Annotated in this window: 15 protein-coding genes; 9 read left to right on the top strand and 6 right to left on the bottom strand. The window is 63.2% G+C overall.

From position 1 onward, the window contains the following. Positions 1 to 4: 4 nt before the first annotated feature. The 3 genes from tdh to ACGYKA_RS08950 all read right to left on the bottom strand — a co-directional run bounded on the left by tdh (position 5) and on the right by ACGYKA_RS08950 (position 2,890). Positions 5 to 1,045 carry an L-threonine 3-dehydrogenase gene (gene tdh, locus ACGYKA_RS08960; RefSeq protein ID WP_394411829.1) on the bottom strand — a complete coding sequence of 347 codons (1,041 nt, stop codon included), beginning with the start codon at positions 1,043 to 1,045 and terminating at the stop codon, positions 5 to 7. Then, entirely contained in the window at positions 1,045 to 2,229 is a 1,185-nt protein-coding gene (locus ACGYKA_RS08955) for a glycine C-acetyltransferase (protein ID WP_394411826.1), read from the bottom strand. Before ACGYKA_RS08955 ends, tdh begins: the two co-directional genes overlap by 1 nt. A gap of 94 nt (positions 2,230 to 2,323) precedes the next feature. Then, positions 2,324 to 2,890, bottom strand: a complete 567-nt coding sequence (locus ACGYKA_RS08950; protein ID WP_394411823.1) for a helix-turn-helix domain-containing protein — start codon at positions 2,888 to 2,890, stop codon at positions 2,324 to 2,326. A gap of 115 nt (positions 2,891 to 3,005) precedes the next feature. On the opposite strand from ACGYKA_RS08950, the gene ACGYKA_RS08945 reads away from it, so the two are divergent. Further along, on the top strand, positions 3,006 to 4,187 hold the full coding sequence (locus ACGYKA_RS08945) for an acetyl-CoA C-acyltransferase family protein (protein ID WP_394411820.1): 1,182 nt from the start codon (positions 3,006 to 3,008) through the stop codon (positions 4,185 to 4,187). 28 nt (positions 4,188 to 4,215) lie between these two features. Here the strand turns inward: ACGYKA_RS08945 and ubiB are convergent, their stop codons facing one another. Together ubiB and ubiE are read right to left on the bottom strand one after the other, a co-directional pair. Next, on the bottom strand, positions 4,216 to 5,748 hold the full coding sequence (gene ubiB, locus ACGYKA_RS08940) for a 2-polyprenylphenol 6-hydroxylase (protein WP_394411817.1): 1,533 nt from the start codon (positions 5,746 to 5,748) through the stop codon (positions 4,216 to 4,218). Then, positions 5,748 to 6,500, bottom strand: a complete 753-nt coding sequence (gene ubiE / locus ACGYKA_RS08935; protein WP_067261168.1) for a bifunctional demethylmenaquinone methyltransferase/2-methoxy-6-polyprenyl-1,4-benzoquinol methylase UbiE — start codon at positions 6,498 to 6,500, stop codon at positions 5,748 to 5,750. The genes ubiB and ubiE overlap by 1 nt, the downstream gene beginning before the upstream one ends. A gap of 100 nt (positions 6,501 to 6,600) precedes the next feature. Between ubiE and mutM the strand changes: the two genes are divergently transcribed. From mutM to gyrB, 8 genes are all read left to right on the top strand, one after another. After that, positions 6,601 to 7,452, top strand: a complete 852-nt coding sequence (gene mutM / locus ACGYKA_RS08930; RefSeq protein ID WP_394411814.1) for a bifunctional DNA-formamidopyrimidine glycosylase/DNA-(apurinic or apyrimidinic site) lyase — start codon at positions 6,601 to 6,603, stop codon at positions 7,450 to 7,452. A 64-nt stretch (positions 7,453 to 7,516) separates the two neighbouring features. Then, positions 7,517 to 8,293 (top strand): enoyl-CoA hydratase, encoded by a 777-nt coding sequence (locus ACGYKA_RS08925; RefSeq protein WP_067261165.1) that lies wholly within the window; start codon positions 7,517 to 7,519, stop codon positions 8,291 to 8,293. Between the two features lie 173 nt (positions 8,294 to 8,466). Then, positions 8,467 to 8,730 carry a 30S ribosomal protein S20 gene (rpsT, locus tag ACGYKA_RS08920; protein ID WP_067261164.1) on the top strand — a complete coding sequence of 88 codons (264 nt, stop codon included), beginning with the start codon at positions 8,467 to 8,469 and terminating at the stop codon, positions 8,728 to 8,730. Positions 8,731 to 9,251: 521 nt separating this feature from the next. After that, positions 9,252 to 10,613: a chromosomal replication initiator protein DnaA gene (dnaA, locus tag ACGYKA_RS08915; RefSeq protein ID WP_136720544.1), complete on the top strand. Its 1,362-nt coding sequence runs from the start codon at positions 9,252 to 9,254 to the stop codon at positions 10,611 to 10,613. Between the two features lie 162 nt (positions 10,614 to 10,775). Continuing rightward, positions 10,776 to 11,894 (top strand): DNA polymerase III subunit beta, encoded by a 1,119-nt coding sequence (dnaN, locus tag ACGYKA_RS08910; protein WP_394398095.1) that lies wholly within the window; start codon positions 10,776 to 10,778, stop codon positions 11,892 to 11,894. A gap of 59 nt (positions 11,895 to 11,953) precedes the next feature. Beyond that, positions 11,954 to 13,051: a DNA replication/repair protein RecF gene (gene recF / locus ACGYKA_RS08905; RefSeq protein WP_394411811.1), complete on the top strand. Its 1,098-nt coding sequence runs from the start codon at positions 11,954 to 11,956 to the stop codon at positions 13,049 to 13,051. Beyond that, on the top strand, positions 13,048 to 13,668 hold the full coding sequence (locus ACGYKA_RS08900; RefSeq protein ID WP_394411808.1) for a LysE family translocator: 621 nt from the start codon (positions 13,048 to 13,050) through the stop codon (positions 13,666 to 13,668). Before recF ends, ACGYKA_RS08900 begins: the two co-directional genes overlap by 4 nt. A 79-nt stretch (positions 13,669 to 13,747) precedes the next feature. Further along, positions 13,748 to 16,162, top strand: a complete 2,415-nt coding sequence (gene gyrB, locus ACGYKA_RS08895; RefSeq protein ID WP_394411805.1) for a DNA topoisomerase (ATP-hydrolyzing) subunit B — start codon at positions 13,748 to 13,750, stop codon at positions 16,160 to 16,162. Positions 16,163 to 16,378: 216 nt separating this feature from the next. On the opposite strand, the gene ACGYKA_RS08890 is transcribed toward gyrB, so the two are convergent. Continuing rightward, a partial coding sequence (locus ACGYKA_RS08890; protein WP_394411802.1) for a hypothetical protein occupies positions 16,379 to 18,200 on the bottom strand: 1,822 nt, incomplete at its 5' end.

Here is an 18,200-nt window from a genome sequence, read left to right as displayed (position 1 = left end):
CGGTTCAGGTCCAGTCCAGCACCACCTTGCCCGACCGCCCCGATTTCATCGCGGCGAAGCCCTGCTCGAAGTCATCCACCTCGAAGCGGTGGGTGATGATGGCGGAGACATCCAGCCCGTTCTCCAACATGGCGATCATCTTGTACCAGGTCTCGAAAATCTCGCGGCCATAGACGCCCTTGATGGTGATCGCCTTGAAAACAATCCGGCTCCAGTCCACCGGCGACTTGCCCGGCGGGATGCCCAGCATGGCGATGCGCCCGCCCATGGTCATCGCCTCGACCATCTGGTCCAGCGCCTGCTGGTTGCCCGACATCTCAAGGCCGACGTCAAAACCCTGCTTCATCTTCAGCCGCGGGATCACCTCGGCCAAATCCTCCTTGGCCACGTCCACCGGCACCACGTCGGCGACCTTTTCCGCCAGCGCCAGACGGTCGGGGTTCACATCCGTGATCACCACATGCCGCGCGCCGACGTGCCGCGCCACCGCGGCGGCCATGATGCCGATGGGCCCGGCGCCGGTGATCAGCACGTCCTCACCCACCAGATCGAAGCTGAGCGCGGTATGCACCGCATTGCCCAAAGGATCGAGGATCGCGCCAATGTCGTCGGAAATCTCATCCGGCAGCGGCACCACGTTAAAGGCGGGCAGCTTGAGGTATTGCGCGAAAGCCCCCTGTTCGTTCACTCCGATGCCCCGCGTGGCGGGATCGAGGTGGAACTTGCCCGCCCTGCTCTGCCGCGACTGCTTGCCGATCAGATGGCCCTCGCCCGAGCAGCGCTGGCCGATCTCCAGACCTTCGACGTTACGACCCAGTTCGACGATCTCGCCCGCGAATTCATGGCCGGTGATCAGCCCTACCGGCACGGTCCCGGCGGCCCAGTCATCCCAGTTCCAGATATGGATGTCGGTGCCGCAGATGCCGGTCTTGTTGATCTTGATCAGCACGTCCTCAGGGCCAATTTCCGGCACCGGCGCATGAGTCATCCACAGCCCCTCGCGGGGGTGCAGCTTGGCCAGCGCCTTCATCTCGTTCGTCGCCATCAGATCACCCCGCAGGCCTTGCCGGCCATCTCGAAAGCCTTCAGCGCGCGGTCAAGCTGCTCGCGCGTCAGCGCCGCGTTCATCTGGGTGCGGATGCGCGCCTGACCGCGCGGCACCACCGGGAAGAAGAAGCCCGAGACATAGACGCCTTCCTCGAAAAGCTTCGCCGCCATGTCCTGCGCCAGCTGCGCCTCGCCCAGCATGACCGGCACGATGGGATGCTCGCCGGGCAGCAGATCGAAGCCCAGCTTCTCCAGCCCCGCGCGCCAGTATTCGGTATTCTCGAAAAGACGCGCGCGCAGGTCGTCGCACTCTTCCACCAATTCCAGCGCGCGGATACCGGCGCGCACGATGGACGAGGGCAGCGAGTTCGAGAACAGATAGGGCCGCGCGCGCTGGCGCAGCAGGTCGATCACCGGCTGCGGCCCCGCGATATAGCCGCCGATGGCCCCGCCGAGCGCCTTGCCCAGCGTGCCTGTCACGATGTCGACCTTCACCCCGTGATGCGCCGGGGTGCCCGCGCCCTTTGGCCCCATGAAGCCGGTGGAATGGCAGTCGTCGACCATCACCAGCGCCTCGTATTTCTCTGCCAGTGCGGTGATCTCGGGCAGTTTCGCCAGATAGCCGTCCATCGAAAAGACGCCATCGGTCGCGATCATGATGAACCGCGCGCCGTCCTCGCGGGCCTGTTTCAGCTTGGCCTCCAGGTCGTCCATGTCGCTGTTGGCATAGCGGTAGCGCTTGGCCTTGCACAGACGGATGCCGTCGATGATCGACGCATGGTTCAACGCGTCCGAAATGACCGCGTCCTCCGGCCCCAGAAGCGGCTCGAAGAGCCCGCCGTTGGCGTCGAAACAGGCGGCGAAGAGGATCGAATCGTCGTGGCCGAGGAAGCCCGCCAGCTTCTGCTCCAACTCGCGGTGGATGTCCTGCGTGCCGCAGATGAAACGGACCGAGGCCATGCCAAAGCCCTTCTCCTCCATCGCTTCCTTGGCGGCGGCAATAAGCTCGGGGTGATCGGCGAGGCCGAGGTAGTTGTTGGCGCAGAGGTTGATGACCTCACGGTCGCCCACCGCGATCTCGCCGCCCTGCGGGGTGGTGATGAGCCGCTCGCGCTTCATCATGCCCTCGGCGTCGATCTCGGACAGGGTGTCGGTGACATGGGACAGAAATGCTTGGGTCATGAGGCTCTCCTTTTCAGGGAGCTTCTACCATAGCGGAGGACATTCCGAAATAGAGGATTTCCGGAATGGCGGAATTTTTCCGATATTGCGGAAACTAGGCGTCTTGAACCACCAGAAAGGCGCGCACCGGCCCCTCTGTCGCGCGGATCGCATGGGGCACGTCGGCGGCATAGCGCGCGGTGTCGCCGGCCTGCAGCCGCTCGATCCCGCTGCCGCTGGTGACCTCCACCGCGCCTTCGAAGACGCTAAGGTGCTCGCGCGCGCCGCGGGTGTGGGGCGCACTGTCGAGCACGCCGCCCTCCGCGATAAGCAACTCGTAGACCTCGTGATGCCCGGCCTCCTCGGGCGGGGACAGGATGCGAATGCGGCAACCGTCGCCCAGATTGCTGATCGTCGGCACGGCGGCACTGCGCAGCACCTCGATCTGCGGCTCGCCGGGGGCGGCATCGAGAAGACCGGCAAAATCCACCTGAAGCGCGCGGGTGAGATTCCACAGCGTCGCGATGGTGGGGCTCGATTCGCCGCGCTCGATCTGACTGACCATGGAGCGCGACACGCCCGAGAGCTTCGCCACGGCGTCGAGCGACAACCCCTGCCCCTGCCGCGCCTCTTTCAGGCGGGCGGGCAGCTGTGTCAGGATCTTGTCGGTGTTGTCCGTCATGGCGGATATGTCGCGCGGCGCCCCGCCCCTGTCAAGCTGTCGCATGACGGGACGTTTCTCCTGACTTTGCCGCCTCCGCCCCCCATAGTGCCGTCAACGATTAGAGGAGAGTTTCATGTCAGACGATATCGTCATCCTGAGCGGCGCACGCACCGCCATCGGCACTTTCGGCGGCGCGCTTGCCGCCATCCCGCCCACCAAGCTGGGCAGCACCGTCGCGGCGGCAGCAATGGCGCGCGCGGGCGTCGATCCGGCGCAGATCGGCCATGTCGTCTTCGGCAACGTCATCAACACTGAGCCGCGCGACATGTACCTCAGCCGCGTCGCCGCGCGCGACGCGGGCGTGCCCGACGAGGTGCCGGCGATGAATGTGAACCGTCTTTGTGGCTCGGGCGTTCAGGCACTGGTCTCGGCCACCCAGAGCCTGATGCTGGGCGATGCAGACTTCGCGCTGGCCGGTGGTGCCGAAAGCATGTCGCGCGCGCCCTATGTGCTGCCCGACGCCCGCTGGGGCCAGAAGATGGGCGATGCACGCAGCCTCGACATGCTGCTGGGCACGCTGAACTGCCCCTTCGGCACCGGGCATATGGGCGTGACGGCAGAGAACGTGGCGGATGAACACACGATCACCCGCGAGGAGATGGACGCTTTCGCCCTGCAAAGCCAAGAACGCGCGGCGGCGGCCATCGCGGCAGGGCATTTCAAGGACCAAATCGTGCCGGTCGATGTGAAGGTGAAGCGCGACATGGTGCCCTTCGACACCGACGAACACCCCAAAGCGACCACGGCAGAGGCGCTGGCCGGGCTGCGTCCCGTCTTCCAGAAAGACGGCCGCGTTACGGCGGGCAACGCCAGCGGCATCAACGACGGTGCGGCGGCGCTGGTGCTGGCCCGCGCGGAGGCCGCGAAATCCGCCGGGCTGACGCCCCGCGCCCGCATCCTCGGCTACGCCCACGCCGGCGTGCGCCCCGAAGTCATGGGCATCGGCCCGGTTCCCGCCGTCCGCCGCCTGCTGGAGCGGACCGGGCTGAAAGCCGATGATTTCGATGTGATCGAAAGCAACGAAGCCTTTGCCAGCCAAGCACTCGCGGTGAGCAAGGAACTAGGCTTTGACCCCGCAAAAGTGAACCCCAACGGCGGGGCGATTGCTCTTGGCCACCCGGTCGGCGCGACGGGGGCGATTATCACTGTAAAGGCGCTGTATGAGTTGGAGCGGATCGGCGGCAAACGCGCGTTGATCACCATGTGCATCGGCGGCGGGCAAGGCATCGCCATGGCCATCGAACGTATCGCCTAAAGGCCGGGGGGCCGCGCGGCCCCCTGCCCTAAAGCAGTGCGCCGATTAGGGCGATTGTGGTGGCCCCGGCCACACCAGACATCACCGCAGTCGCCGCGATATAGCGCCAGAAACGCGGTTGGCGCTCGGGCTGCTCTTCGGTCTGACGGTTCAGCGCCTGCTCGACCAGCCCGGGCAGGCGAGGGCCGAAACGGGCCATGACCATCGCCGTGTCGCGCAGATCAGAGACGATGGCCCGCGGACCGAGCGACTTGGTGATATAGTCGGTCACGATGGGGCTGGCGACTTCCCAGATGTTGATATGCGGGTTAAGCGAGCGGGCCACGCCCTCGACCACGACCATGGTGCGTTGCAGCAGGATCAATTCGGTGCGGGTCTCCATGCCGAAACGTTCTGTCACTTCAAAGAGATAGGTCAGCAGCCGCGCCATGGAAATGCGGGTGGCATCCATGCCGAAAATCGGCTCGCCCACCGCGCGCAGGGCGCGGGCGAATTCATCGACATCCTTATCGGCGGGGACATATCCCGCCTCGAAATGCACCTTGGCGACGCGCTGGTAATCGCGGCGGATGAAGCCATAGAGAATCTCGGCATAGACCCGGCGGGTGTAGCTGTCGATATGGCCCATGATGCCGAAGTCATAGGCGATGATATCACCATTGGCCGCGACCTTGAGGTTACCTTGGTGCATGTCAGCATGGAAATAACCGTCGCGCAGGGCGTGCTGAAGGAAGAGTTGCAACACCCGCTCCGACAGCGCCACCCGGTCGTGCCCCGCCGCATCCAGCGCGGCATTGTCGCCCAGCGGCAGCCCATCGGCCCAGCCCAGCGTCATCACGCGGCGGCCCGAATAATTCCATTTGATCTCGGGCAGTTGAAACCCGGCGTCATCCTTGGTGTTGGCCGCGAACTCCGACGCGGCGGAACTTTCGAGCCGCAGGTCCAACTCCCCCCGCACGACGCCGTCAAAATGTTCGATCACCTCCATCGGGCGCAGGCGGCGCGACCCGGGCGAGAAAATCTCGGCCATGCGGGCGGCGAGGTAGAAGGCGTCAATGTCCTTGCGGAAGGCTTTTTCGATGCCGGGGCGCAGGACTTTGACGGCGACCTCTTCGCCGCTCTCGGCCAGCCGCGCGTGATGCACCTGCGCGATGGAGGCTGCGGCGACGGGTTCGCTGAACTCGAAGAAGATCGCGCTGACCGGCTCGCCCAACTCTTGCTCGACCGCGCTGCGGGCCAGCGCCATGTCAAAGGGCGGCAACTTGTCTTGCAGCACGCGCAATTGCACCGCCAGATCGTCACCCACCACGTCGGGCCGGGTCGACAGCACCTGACCGAATTTGATGTAGGCCGGGCCAAGCGCCGTAAGCGCGCGGGTGGCGGGCGGCATCGTCGGGTCGCCCTTGTAGCCCAGCCATTTGAACGGAAGACCAAGCGCGCGGGCCACGAAACGCAGCGGCGGGGAGGCATCGAAAGCATCCAGCACCACATTCATCGCCCCGGCGCGTTCCAAGGTCGCGCCCGTGCGGATCAACCGCCAGATGTTGTGCGGACCGCGCATCAGAGCTTCCAACCCGAATGCAGCGCCGCGATCCCCATCGACAGGTTGCGATATTTGGCCTGACCAAAGCCCGCCGCGCGGACCATCGACAGGAAGGTCTCTTGATCGGGGAAATTGCGGATCGATTCGACAAGGTATTGATAGCTGTCGCGGTCGCCCGCGATGGCTTGGCCCATGCGCGGGATCACATTGAAGCTGTAGAGGTCATAGGCCTTCTGCATCGCCGGATTGGGCAGTTGGCTGAACTCCAACACCATCAGCCGGCCACCGGGGCGCAGCACGCGGTACGCCTCGTTCAGCGCCTCTTGCGGGCGAGTCACATTTCGGATGCCGAAGCTGATCGTGTAGACATCAAAGGTGTTGTCGGGGAACGGCAGCGCCATCGCGTCGCCCACGACCCAATCAAGGCTGCCGGTCAGCCTGTCCGCCTCGGCCCGCTGGCGGCCTTCGACCAGCATCGGCTCGGTCAGGTCGAGCACCGTGGCATGGCCGTGTCCGGCACGTTTGAGGAATTTGAAAGACACATCGCCGGTGCCCCCCGCCACATCGAGCAGTTTCTGACCGGGGCGCGGGGCGAGCCAGTCCATCATCGCTTCTTTCCAGACGCGGTGGATCCCCATACTCATCACATCGTTCATGATGTCGTATTTGCTGGCGACGGAGTTGAACACACCCTGCACGCGCCCGGCCTTTTCATGTTCGGGCACGGTCTCGAAACCGAAATGGGTTGTTTTGTCAGCGTCCTGGGTCATCTGCTCTTGCGATCCTCTGGTTCTGTCCCTTGTTATAGGGTGCCGGGGGGCAGGGACAATGCGTGCCTTTTGTCACAGGCAAGCCAGAGGGGAAACCGAGATGCCGGAACTGCCAGAGGTCGAAACCGTCCGCCGGGGGCTGGCCCCCGCGATGGAGGGCCAAGTGATCGCCCGCGCCGAGGTGAACCGCCCCGATCTGCGCTGGCCCTTCCCCGAGCGGATGGCGGAGCGGCTGACAGGGCAGCGCGTCGGCCTGCTGCGGCGGCGGTCGAAATACATCCTCGCCGATCTGGCGAGCGGGGAATCGCTCTTGGTGCATCTGGGCATGTCCGGGCGGATGCTGGTTTCGGGCGACCCTCTGGGGCAGTTTCAGCACAACCACCCCGCGCCCGAAAAACATGACCATGTCGTGTTGCATATGGGTAACGGTGCGCGGATCACCTTTAACGACCCGCGCCGTTTCGGCGCGATGGATCTGATGCCCACCGCCGGGGCCGAAACACACAAGCTGCTGGCCTCGCTCGGGCCGGAACCCTTGGGCAACGACTTTCACGAAGCGCATCTGGTCGCCGCGCTGAAAGGCCGCAACACGCCGATCAAATCGGCGCTGCTGGATCAGCGGATCGTGGCGGGCTTGGGCAATATCTATGTCTGCGAAGCGCTTTACCGCGCGGGGATTCACCCGGCCCGCAAGGCCGGGCGCATCTCGGCTGCGCGGGTCGCCGGGCTGGTGCCGATCATCCGAAACGTGCTGACGGATGCGATCACGGCGGGGGGATCGTCGCTCAAGGATTTTCGGCAAGCGGATGGCGAATTGGGCTATTTCCAGCACAGTTTCGACGTCTATGGCCGCGAGGGCCAAGCCTGCCGCAGACCGGGCTGCGACGGGGCAATCGCGCGCATCGTGCAAAGCGGACGCTCTTCCTTCTATTGTCCGCGTTGCCAAAGATAGCTTGAAACATAGGGGTGCCGTGGTATGCACATTCCCCTGAGCGCAACAACAAAGAGCATTCTTGATGGCTTACGAAACGATCACCGTGGACGTGGACAACCATGTGGCCCTGATCACCCTGAACCGCCCGGATGCGCTGAACGCGCTCAACGAGGCGCTGCTGGGTGAACTCGCCAAGGCGCTGAAAAGCGCGCAGGAAAACGACAAGGTCCGCTGCATCGTCATCACCGGCTCGGAAAAGGCATTCGCCGCCGGGGCCGATATCGCGATGATGCGCGAGAAAAGCTTTGTCGACGTCTTCATGGGGGATCTTTTCACGCCCGAAACCGATCAGATTCTGCGCGTGCGCAAGCCGATTATCGCGGCCGTGTCGGGCTATGCCCTCGGCGGGGGCTGCGAGTTGGCGATGATGTGCGACTTCATCATCTGCTCTGAAAGCGCCAAGTTCGGCCAGCCCGAGATCAACCTCGGCGTCGTGGCCGGCATCGGCGGCACCCAGCGTCTGACCCGTCTGGTGGGGAAGTCCAAGGCGATGGACATGAACCTCACGGGCCGCTTCATGGATGCCGAAGAAGCCGAACGCTCGGGCCTCGTGTCGCGCGTGGTGCCGGTGAAAAAGCTGATGGAAGAGGCGATGGGCGCCGCTGCCAAGATCGCCGAGAAATCCATGATCTCGGCCACCGTGGTCAAGGAATGCGTGAACCGCGCCTATGAGGTGCCGCTGAGCGAGGGGCTGCTGTTCGAGCGCCGCATGTTCCATTCGCTGTTCAACACCGAAGACCAGAAAGAGGGCATGTCTGCTTTCCTCGAAAAGCGCGAAGCGCAATTCCGCGACAAATAAGCGTCGCCCCCGGCGCGGCTTGCATTGCCGCGCCCGCTGCCTTATAGGCGGCACCAATACATGCGCGTGCAGCCCGCTCTGGCTAGAATCACCTACCCCAAAGGGGTCCGGATTTCCGGTCAGGTTGGCGTCACGCATTGCTACGCAACATATGAACCCGAAGGCTGATACTCATGGCAAACACCCGTCAATCCGCAAAGCGCGCCCGTCAAAACGAAAAGCGTTTTGCGATCAACAAAGCACGCCGTTCGCGCATCCGCACCTACCTGCGCAAGGTCGAAGAGGCGATCACCTCCGGTGATAAAGAAGCCGCAACCGCCGCTCTGAAAGCCGCCCAGCCCGAGCTGATGCGCGGCGTCACCAAAGGCGTTTTCCACAAGAATACCGCGTCGCGCAAAATGTCGCGCCTGTCCGCGCGGGTCAAAGCACTGGGCTAATTTGGCTTCATCGCCAAGCCCTTAGAAACACAAGAGGCGCCGCATTGCGGCGCCTTTTTTCGTGCGGGTGCAGCGAAAAAAACACGCCAGAGATTCTTTTCCGGCAATCTCTGAGTCAAGATGGAAGATATGTTGAAGCGAACCGGAAACACTTGCTACCAAAGGTCCAGCGATTCATTTCGCTTGGGGGGACAGGCCCTGAACACGGCGTCAGCCAACTGGCAGAATGCCAAATTCAGGGGGGTGCAAGTGACCGTTCACAGACGGTTCCGCGCACCATCGTGAATGCTGCTGCCAGCACGTTTACCCTGTCGATGAGAACACGAACGGTTCGTTCAGCGCCTCTTGCGCCGGTTTACGGCACAGAAGGCTCATGGGCAGGCCATTCTTTAAAAGTCCGAAGGACACAGGTCGGTCATCCGTGTGGGACCGGGTGGATGACCTGTTGCCGGGTGAAACAATATTAAGGGCCGGGATCCACTCGGCCTCTGTGCGAAGAGCAAAGCGGGACGTAAGGCACGATGACATTAGATCACTGGGGCGAGATCAAAGAGCGACTTCTAAAGACCGTGGGGCAGAACAACTACACCACCTGGATTGAACCGCTTGTGCCCGGCGCCGTCGAAGACGGAATCGTGACACTCAAAGTGCCGACGAATTTCTTCGGCAACTACGTCAGCCAGAACTTCTCGGACCTGATTCTGCATGAGATCAACGCGACGGGCACCGATGCCACGCGTCTGAACTTTGCCCTGAATCAGCAGCCCACCCCTGCCGCCGAAAAGCCCGCCCCGGCTGCGCGTCAGACCTCGGCTGCCGCGAAACCTGCCGCCAATTCGCAGCTCAGCACCGCCCCGCTCGACCCGCGCTTCAGCTTTGACAATTTTGTCGTCGGCAAGCCCAACGAACTGGCCCATGCCGCCGCCCGCCGTGTCGCCGAAGGCGGCCCCGTCACCTTCAACCCGCTGTTCCTTTATGGGGGCGTCGGCCTTGGTAAGACCCACCTGATGCACGCGATCGCCCGCGAACTGCATGAGCGCAAGCCCGAGATGAACGTGCTCTACCTCTCGGCCGAGCAGTTCATGTACCGTTTCGTGCAGGCCCTGCGCGACCGCAAGATGATGGACTTCAAGGAAATCTTCCGCTCCGTCGATGTGCTGATGGTCGACGACGTGCAGTTCATCGCGGGCAAGGACTCCACGCAGGAAGAGTTCTTCCACACGTTCAACGCGCTCGTGGACCAGCACAAGCAGATCATCATCTCCGCCGACCGCGCCCCGGGTGAGATCAAGGATCTCGAAGACCGCGTGAAATCGCGCCTGCAATGCGGCTTGATCGTCGACCTTCACCCCACGGACTACGAGTTGCGCCTCGGCATCCTGCAAAGCAAGGTCGACGTGCAGCGCAAGACCTACCCCGACCTCGAAGTCGCCGATGGCGTGTTGGAATTCCTCGCGCATCGCATCACCTCGAACGTCCGCGTGCTCGAAGGTGCGCTGACCCGTCTCTTCGCCTTCGCCTCGCTGGTGGGCCGCGAGATCGACATGGGGCTGACCCAAGATTGTCTGGCCGACGTGCTGCGCGCCTCGGAGCGCAAGATCTCGGTCGAGGAAATTCAGCGTAAGGTTTCTGACCATTACAACATCCGCCTCAGCGACATGATCGGCCCCAAGCGCCTGCGCAGCTACGCGCGCCCGCGGCAGGTGGCGATGTATCTGTGCAAGCAGATGACCAGCCGCTCCCTGCCCGAGATCGGCCGCCGCTTTGGCGGGCGCGACCACACCACCGTCATGCACGGGGTGCGCCGGATCGAAGAACTCAAGGTCTCGGACGGTCAGATCGCCGAGGATCTGGAACTGCTGCGCCGGGCGCTCGAATCCTAAGCATAGCGGCCTGAGGGTTGTCCTCAGGACACGGTCAAACAGCGATCGGGGGCGCAGCTTGCGCCCCTCTTGCATTCACTTCAACAAAGCCACAAAAGTTCTTGTGTAAGCGTGGGAACCGGGTAGTTTGCCTCTCCCGGCAGTCGGTATGGGAGAAGGCATATGAAATTCAGCATCGAACGCGCGGCACTGCTCAAAGCCGTTTCGCAAGCCCAATCCGTGGTCGAGCGCCGCAACACCATTCCGATCCTCGCCAACGTGCTGATCGAGGCCGAGGGCAGCGATGTCTCCTTCCGCGCCACCGATCTGGATATCGAGGTGGTCGACAAAGTCGCGGCCCAAGTGGAGCGCGCCGGCGCCACCACGGTTTCGGCCACGCTGCTGCATGAGATCGTGCGTAAGCTGCCCGATGGCGCGCTGATCAGCCTCACCTCGGACACCGCCGCCGGCCGTCTGACGGTCGAAGCAGGCCGATCGAACTTCTCGCTGGCGACGCTGCCGCGCGAGGATTTCCCGGTCATGGCGTCCTCCGAGTACGCCTCGAACTTCTCGGCCCCGGCCCCGGTGCTGCGCCGCCTGTTCGATAAGTCGAAATTCGCCATCTCCACCGAGGAGACGCGCTATTACCTCAACGGTGTCTACCTGCATGTGGCGGATGCCGAAGGCGGCAAGGCGCTGCGCTGCGTGGCGACCGACGGTCACCGTCTGGCACGCATCGACGCCGAGATGCCCGAAGGTGCGGCGGAGATGCCCGGCGTGATCGTGCCCCGCAAGACCGTGGGCGAGCTGCGCAAACTGCTCGACGATGATGAGATGGAAATCGCGGTGTCCGTGTCCGAGACCAAGATCCGTTTCGCGACCCCAGCCATCACGCTGACCTCCAAGGTCATCGACGGCACCTTCCCTGACTACACCCGCGTGATCCCGCAGGGGAACACCCGAAAGATGGAAGTTGACGCTGCCGATTTTGCCCGCGCGGTCGACCGCGTGGCGACCGTCTCGTCCGAGCGTTCGCGCGCCGTGAAACTGCAACTCGACGAAGACCGCCTAGTGCTGTCGGTCAACGCGCCGGACAGCGGTGCGGCGGAGGAAGAGCTGGCCGTGGCCTACGGCGACGAGCGGCTCGAGATCGGCTTCAACGCGAAATACCTGCTGGAGATCGCGAGCCAGGTGGACCGCGAAAACGCCGTCTTCCTGTTCAACTCCTCGGGCGATCCGACCCTGATGCGCGAAGGCACCGATACCTCGGCGGTCTATGTCGTCATGCCGATGCGCGTGTGACGCTGGCGGAAATTTTCAAAATTTCCGCGCCGTTTTCTGTTGATGAAAACGGGGTCTGAATGGCGCAGCTGTATCTCTCCGACCTTGGCCTGTCGCATTTCCGCTCGCACAAACGCGCGGTGATCGACGTCGACGCGCGTCCCGTGGCGCTCTACGGCCCCAACGGCGCTGGCAAGACCAATGTGATCGAGGCGATCTCGCTCCTGTCGCCCGGACGCGGGCTGCGGCGCAGCAGCGCGCAAGACATGACCCGCCGTCCCGAGGCTCTGGGATGGAAAATCACCGGGGTCTTGCACGGGCCAAGCGTACTCCACGAGGTCGAAATCTGGTCCGAAGGCGGCGCCGCCCGGCAGACTAAGATCGACGGCAAGGCCGCGGCCCAGACAGCGCTTGGCCGCATTGCCCGCGTGCTCTGGCTCATCCCTGCGATGGATCGGCTCTGGATCGAAGGCGCCGAGGGGCGTCGACGCTTTCTCGACCGGGTGACCCTGTCGATGCTGCCCGATCACGCCGAACTGTCGCTGAGCTATGAAAAGGCCATGCGCGAGCGCAACCGCCTGCTGAAGGACATGGTGCGCGAGCCTGCGTGGTACGCCGCCCTCGAAGATCGCATGGCCGAGACCGGGGCGCAGATCCATGCCAACCGGCAACAGGCCCTCACGGCCCTCGCGAGCGCGCAGGAGGAGGCGCAGACCGCCTTCCCCATCGCCACGCTGATGCTGCAAAACGACATGCCCGACAGTGCCGAGGGGCTGCGCCGGGCGCTGTCGGACAACCGGATGCGCGATGTCGCCGCCGGGCGAACTTTGATCGGCCCTCACCGCGCCGATCTGGAAGGCACCTATGCCGCCAAGGGCATCGCCGCGCGGGATTGCTCCACCGGGGAGCAGAAGGCGCTGCTGGTCTCGCTGATCCTCGCCAATGCCCGCGCCATCGCCGCCGATTTCGGCGCGCCGCCGATCCTGCTGCTGGACGAAGTGGCCGCGCATCTCGACGCGGGCCGCCGCGCGGCGCTTTACGACGAGATCACGGCGCTCGGCGCGCAGGCCTGGATGACTGGCACGGGGCCGGAATTGTTCGACAGCCTTGGGGACCGCGCGCAATACGTAGAAGTCACCGAGGATGACGGCCTCTCAAATGTGGTGCGTCAGCCATGACCCTCTCCCCCACCGACCTGCTGCTTTACTGCGGCGCTCTGCTGATCCTGTTTCTCACCCCCGGCCCGGTCTGGCTGGCGATGATGGCCCGGGCACTCTCGGGCGGTTTTCAAGCGGCGTGGCCGCTGGCGCTCGGCGTCGCGATCGGCGACATGCTCTGGCCGTTGGTGGCGATCTTGGGGATCACTTGGATCGTCTCGGCCTTCGACACGCTTATGGAGGTGCTGCGCTGGACCGCTGCACTGGTGTTCATCGCCATGGGGTTGAGCCTGATCCGGCAGGCGGGTGCGAAGATCGACCCCGACAGCCGCCTCACCCGCCCCGGCATGTGGCCCGGTTTCATCGCGGGGCTCATTGCGATCCTCGGCAATCCCAAGGCGGTGCTGTTCTACATGGGCGTGCTGCCCGGCTTCTTCGATCTGCGCGCGGTCACCGCCCCCGACATCGGGCTGATCCTCGCCGCCTCGGTCATCGTGCCGCTTGTCGGCAACCTCGTGATCGCGCTGCTGGTCGGCCATCTGCGCGGCTTTCTGACCGCCCCGCGCACCCTGCGACGGATCAATCTGATCTCCGGCGCGATGCTGGTTTTCGTGGGCCTGATCATCCCCTTCGCCTGACACAAAATCTTGTGTCATTCGCGTGACAATGCCGGTCGAAAACACTATAAATCGGGCAAACGATAAGGGTTTTTTCCGCATGTCCGACACTGATCTGACACCACAGGAATACGGTGCCGATTCCATCAAGGTTCTCAAAGGGTTGGAGGCCGTTCGCAAACGCCCCGGCATGTATATCGGGGACACCGATGACGGCTCGGGCCTGCACCACATGGTGTATGAGGTCGTGGACAACGGCATTGACGAGGCGCTGGCCGGTCACGCCGACGCGGTGACGGTCACGATCCACGCGGATTCCAGCGTATCGGTCAGCGACAATGGCCGCGGCATCCCCGTGGGCATCCACGAGGAGGAAGGCGTCTCGGCGGCCGAGGTCATCATGACCCAGCTGCACGCGGGCGGGAAGTTCGACAGCAACTCCTACAAGGTCTCGGGCGGTCTGCACGGGGTCGGCGTCTCGGTCGTGAACGCGCTTTCGGACTGGCTGGAACTGCGCATTTGGCGCGAGGGCAAAGAACATATCGCGCGCTTCGAGGGGGGCTTCACCACCAAACACCTCGAAGTCGTGGGCGAGACCGACCGCACCGGCACCGAGGTGCGCTTCATGGCCTCGACCGAGACATTCTCGAACATCGACTACAGCTTCGAGACGCTGGAAAAGCGCCTGCGCGAACTGGCCTTCCTGAACTCCGGCGTGCGCATCATCCTGAAGGACGAACGCCCCGTCGAGCCACTGCAGACCGAGCTCTACTACGAAGGCGGCGTGAAGGAATTCGTCAAATACCTCGACCGGCACAAACACGCGGTCATGGACGAGCCGATCTTCATCACCGGGGAGCGGGACGACATCGGCATCGAGGTCGCCATGTGGTGGAACGACAGCTACCACGAGACGGTGCTGCCCTTCACCAACAACATCCCGCAGCGCGACGGCGGCACCCATATGGCGGGCTTCCGCGGCGCGCTGACGCGCACGATCAACGCCTATGCCCAGACCAGCGGCATCGCCAAGAAGGAGAAGATCAGCTTTACCGGCGACGACGCCCGCGAGGGTCTGACCTGCGTGCTGTCGGTGAAAGTGCCCGATCCGAAGTTCTCATCACAGACCAAGGACAAGCTGGTCTCGTCGGAGGTGCGCCCGGCGGTCGAAGGGCTGATGAACGAGCGTCTCGCCGAATGGTTCGAGGAGAACCCCAGCGAGGCCAAGCAGATCGTCGGCAAAATCGTGGAGGCCGCACAGGCCCGCGAGGCGGCCCGCAAGGCGCGCGAGTTGACCCGGCGCAAGACGGCGATGGACGTCAACTTCCTCGCCGGCAAGCTCAAGGATTGCTCGGAGAAAGACCCGGCCAAGACCGAAGTCTTCCTCGTCGAGGGGGACAGCGCGGGCGGCTCGGCCCAGACCGGGCGCGACCGGCAGACGCAGGCGATCCTGCCGCTCAAGGGCAAGATCCTCAACGTGGAGCGCGCGCGTTTCGACCGGATGCTGGGCAGCCAAGAGATCGGCAACCTCGTCATGGCGCTCGGCACCGGGATCGGGCGCGACGAGTTCAACATCGACAAGCTGCGCTACCACAAGATCGTCATCATGACCGACGCCGACGTCGACGGCGCGCATATCCGGACGCTTTTGCTGACCTTCTTCTACCGCCAGATGCCCGAACTTATCGAGAACGGCCACCTCTACATCGCGCAGCCGCCGCTCTACAAAGTCTCGCGCGGAAAGTCCGAGGTCTACCTCAAGGATGAGGCCGCGATGGAGGACTACCTGATCCAGCAGGGTGTCGACGGCGCCATGCTGCGCCAAGGCAACGGCGAAGAAATCACCGGCCAAGACCTCACCCGCGTGGTTGACATGGCGCGCCAGCTAAAACGCGTGCTGGAGGCTTTCCCGACCCACTACCCGCGCCACATCCTCGAACAGGCCGCCATCGCCGGCGCCTTTGTCGAGGGCGCGGTGGACAGCGACCTGCAGGGCGTGGCCGACAAGGTCGCCGACCGTTTGAACCTGATCGCGCTGGAATACGAGCGCGGCTGGCAGGGGCGCATCACCCAAGACCACGGCATCCGCCTCGCCCGCATCCTGCGCGGCGTGGAGGAGGTCCGCACCCTCGACGGCCGCATGCTGCGCTCAGGCGAGGCGAAGAAATCCGGCAGCTTCACGCAGCATCTGCAAGAGGTCTACGACCAACCCGCCAAGCTGATCCGCAAGGACCGCAGCCAGATGATCTATGGCCCCATGGACCTGCTCAACGCGATCCTTGCCGAGGGCGAGAAAGGCCTGTCGCTGCAACGCTACAAGGGTCTGGGCGAGATGAACCCCGATCAGCTGTGGGAAACCACCCTAGACCCAGACGCCCGCACGCTGCTGCAGGTCCGCGTGGAGGATATGGCCGAGGCGGACGATCTCTTCACCAAGCTGATGGGCGACGTGGTCGAGCCGCGCCGCGAGTTCATCCAGCAGAACGCGCTGAGCGTGGAGAATTTGGATTTTTGAGGGGGTGTAGGATCGCGCATAGTCGTGCGCGGCCCCCATAAGTCTGCGCGATTTGCCCATAATGTTGCGCGGGTGGAAAGAATTCTACGGCGGTAGTGGCCGAGAAGCGGCGTGCGCCTACTCCGGATCGTTTCCGCAACGTAGCAAGGGGACCCGATGGCTCACGCCCTGAACAGCACCGTCATCCAAACCAAACCCTCAGAACGAAACTACCAATCAGCAATGGCGGGTTGTGCGCTGCTCAAGTGACTGGAACCGTCGGTCCACTTCGATGTCAGGATCCGCCTTCACAAGGCGGTCGAGGACCTCAGCCATCTCGCAGTTGGTCTCGCCCTTCGGCCCATAGATCAGCCAGAGGAGATCGAGCACTTGCCGGGGGAATTCTTCCGGCGCCGCGCCTGCGATGCAAGGATACAGGTTACCTCGAACGCGCGCATTGGCATGGAAAAATGGCCGCAGTTTCTTCAGCGCATCCGGGAAACGCTTCCCTGAACTGACTGCAATAGACATGAGGTCGTGGTTCAGTGCTTCGTCAACGAAGCGCCGCTCCGGTGGCCAGACCCTGTCGAAAAAGGGAGCGGCCAGTTTCTCCCAGGCTACCTCGCCTCCGGCTTCATCGTTTTTCATCCATTGTGCGAGGATGCCGAGTGCGCCAGTTCGAACTTCGAGCACTGATGCCCGCAAGGCACGCCGGACGTCTACCTCGCCAATGCCCCATCGGCCGGGATCTTTTTCACGCACTGACGCAATTGCTGGCCGCAGAATGCCGGCTGCAATCTGCCTCGCTGAGCTACTATCGGGTCGGGCTTCGGTGACACCACGAAGGATCGCATCAGGCGCCACCATGGTGACGTCTGGTGTGATACTGGCATGGGATACCAAGACTGCCCGCAGGCAACGTCCCTGCTCATCCTCAGTTGCAAGGCGAGGCAGCAGACCGTCCTTGACCAGCTGTGCATCAGCAAGGAGCACGAACGCAATTTCCTTGATGAGTAGGGCACGGCTGATGATGCCTGCCGGACCATCGTCCGCGACCATAGCCGCGAGGCGTTCGCGTTGCCGATCTTGTTCGGGCCCCGCCGCGTCACGTTCGCGACTGTGTTCCGCAAGCAAGATGCGTGAGAAACGACCGACCGGATGATTGAGCGCAACCTCGTAGAGATCCCCATCGAAATCGACCTCGTCTTCTTTTGTCCGAAGCGCCTCCCAAAGACGATCGCACCAGTCTTCCAGGTGGTCAATTTCCTCCCTCGGCCCGAACAGAAGGAGATTGACGACACTCCCGGCAACGGGGCGCAGGTCATCGGGATTCAATGCTGCGAGATGGGCAATTGCACGCTTGGTGAGGTCATTTCGAAGTGCTGCGTCTTCATCTTGATTTCGGAACGCCAAGCTTTCGAGCAGATCATCCCAGAGGCCAATGTTTGGCGACGATAGCTCGGCACCCGACAGTGTCTCGAGCGCCCCCCTTGGGTCCGAGCCACAAAATGCGCTCCACCCCATTTGACGTTCGATATCCGGGCTTTCCCTCAGTCCCAGTGCCGCTTGAAGACGATCATCTGGATCAGCCTCGACAATTGCGGTGCTGTCCCCCACAACGCTCCGAACACCGGAGGTGTATGATCCGAAGAAATCGCGATCCTCTACATCCCGTTCGAGGTCGGGATTCCGAGCTACGATCGCGTCGAGCTCTTTCCGTCCCTCGTTTGAGAGAGCGCCAGCCCCATCAAGCATTCGCAGGCGGAGCCAGACAACGGCGTCACGGGCAAACACACGCCAGTCGACTTGACCTTCTTCAAGAGGGTAGAGGGAATAATGGGCATCGCCGCTCGACCTGACACGCGCCTCGACCTCCGCACGAAGCTCCGGATTTGTATCCCCAGCCCGGTCACGAAGTAGTAAGGCTATTTCGCGGCGGATCATCCAGAAATCGCTTTCGCCAAGTTCGAGAAGAACCTTCAGGTGTTGATTGTCACTGAGAACTGACCCGGTAGCCCCATAAATTGTCACTGAGAATTGACCCATGTGAACACACTTC

The organism is Sulfitobacter sp. 1A15106 (genome assembly GCF_043556995.1).
Classification (GTDB): Bacteria; Pseudomonadota; Alphaproteobacteria; order Rhodobacterales; family Rhodobacteraceae; genus Sulfitobacter; species Sulfitobacter faviae.
This window is presented reverse-complemented; position numbering and strand designations above follow the sequence as displayed.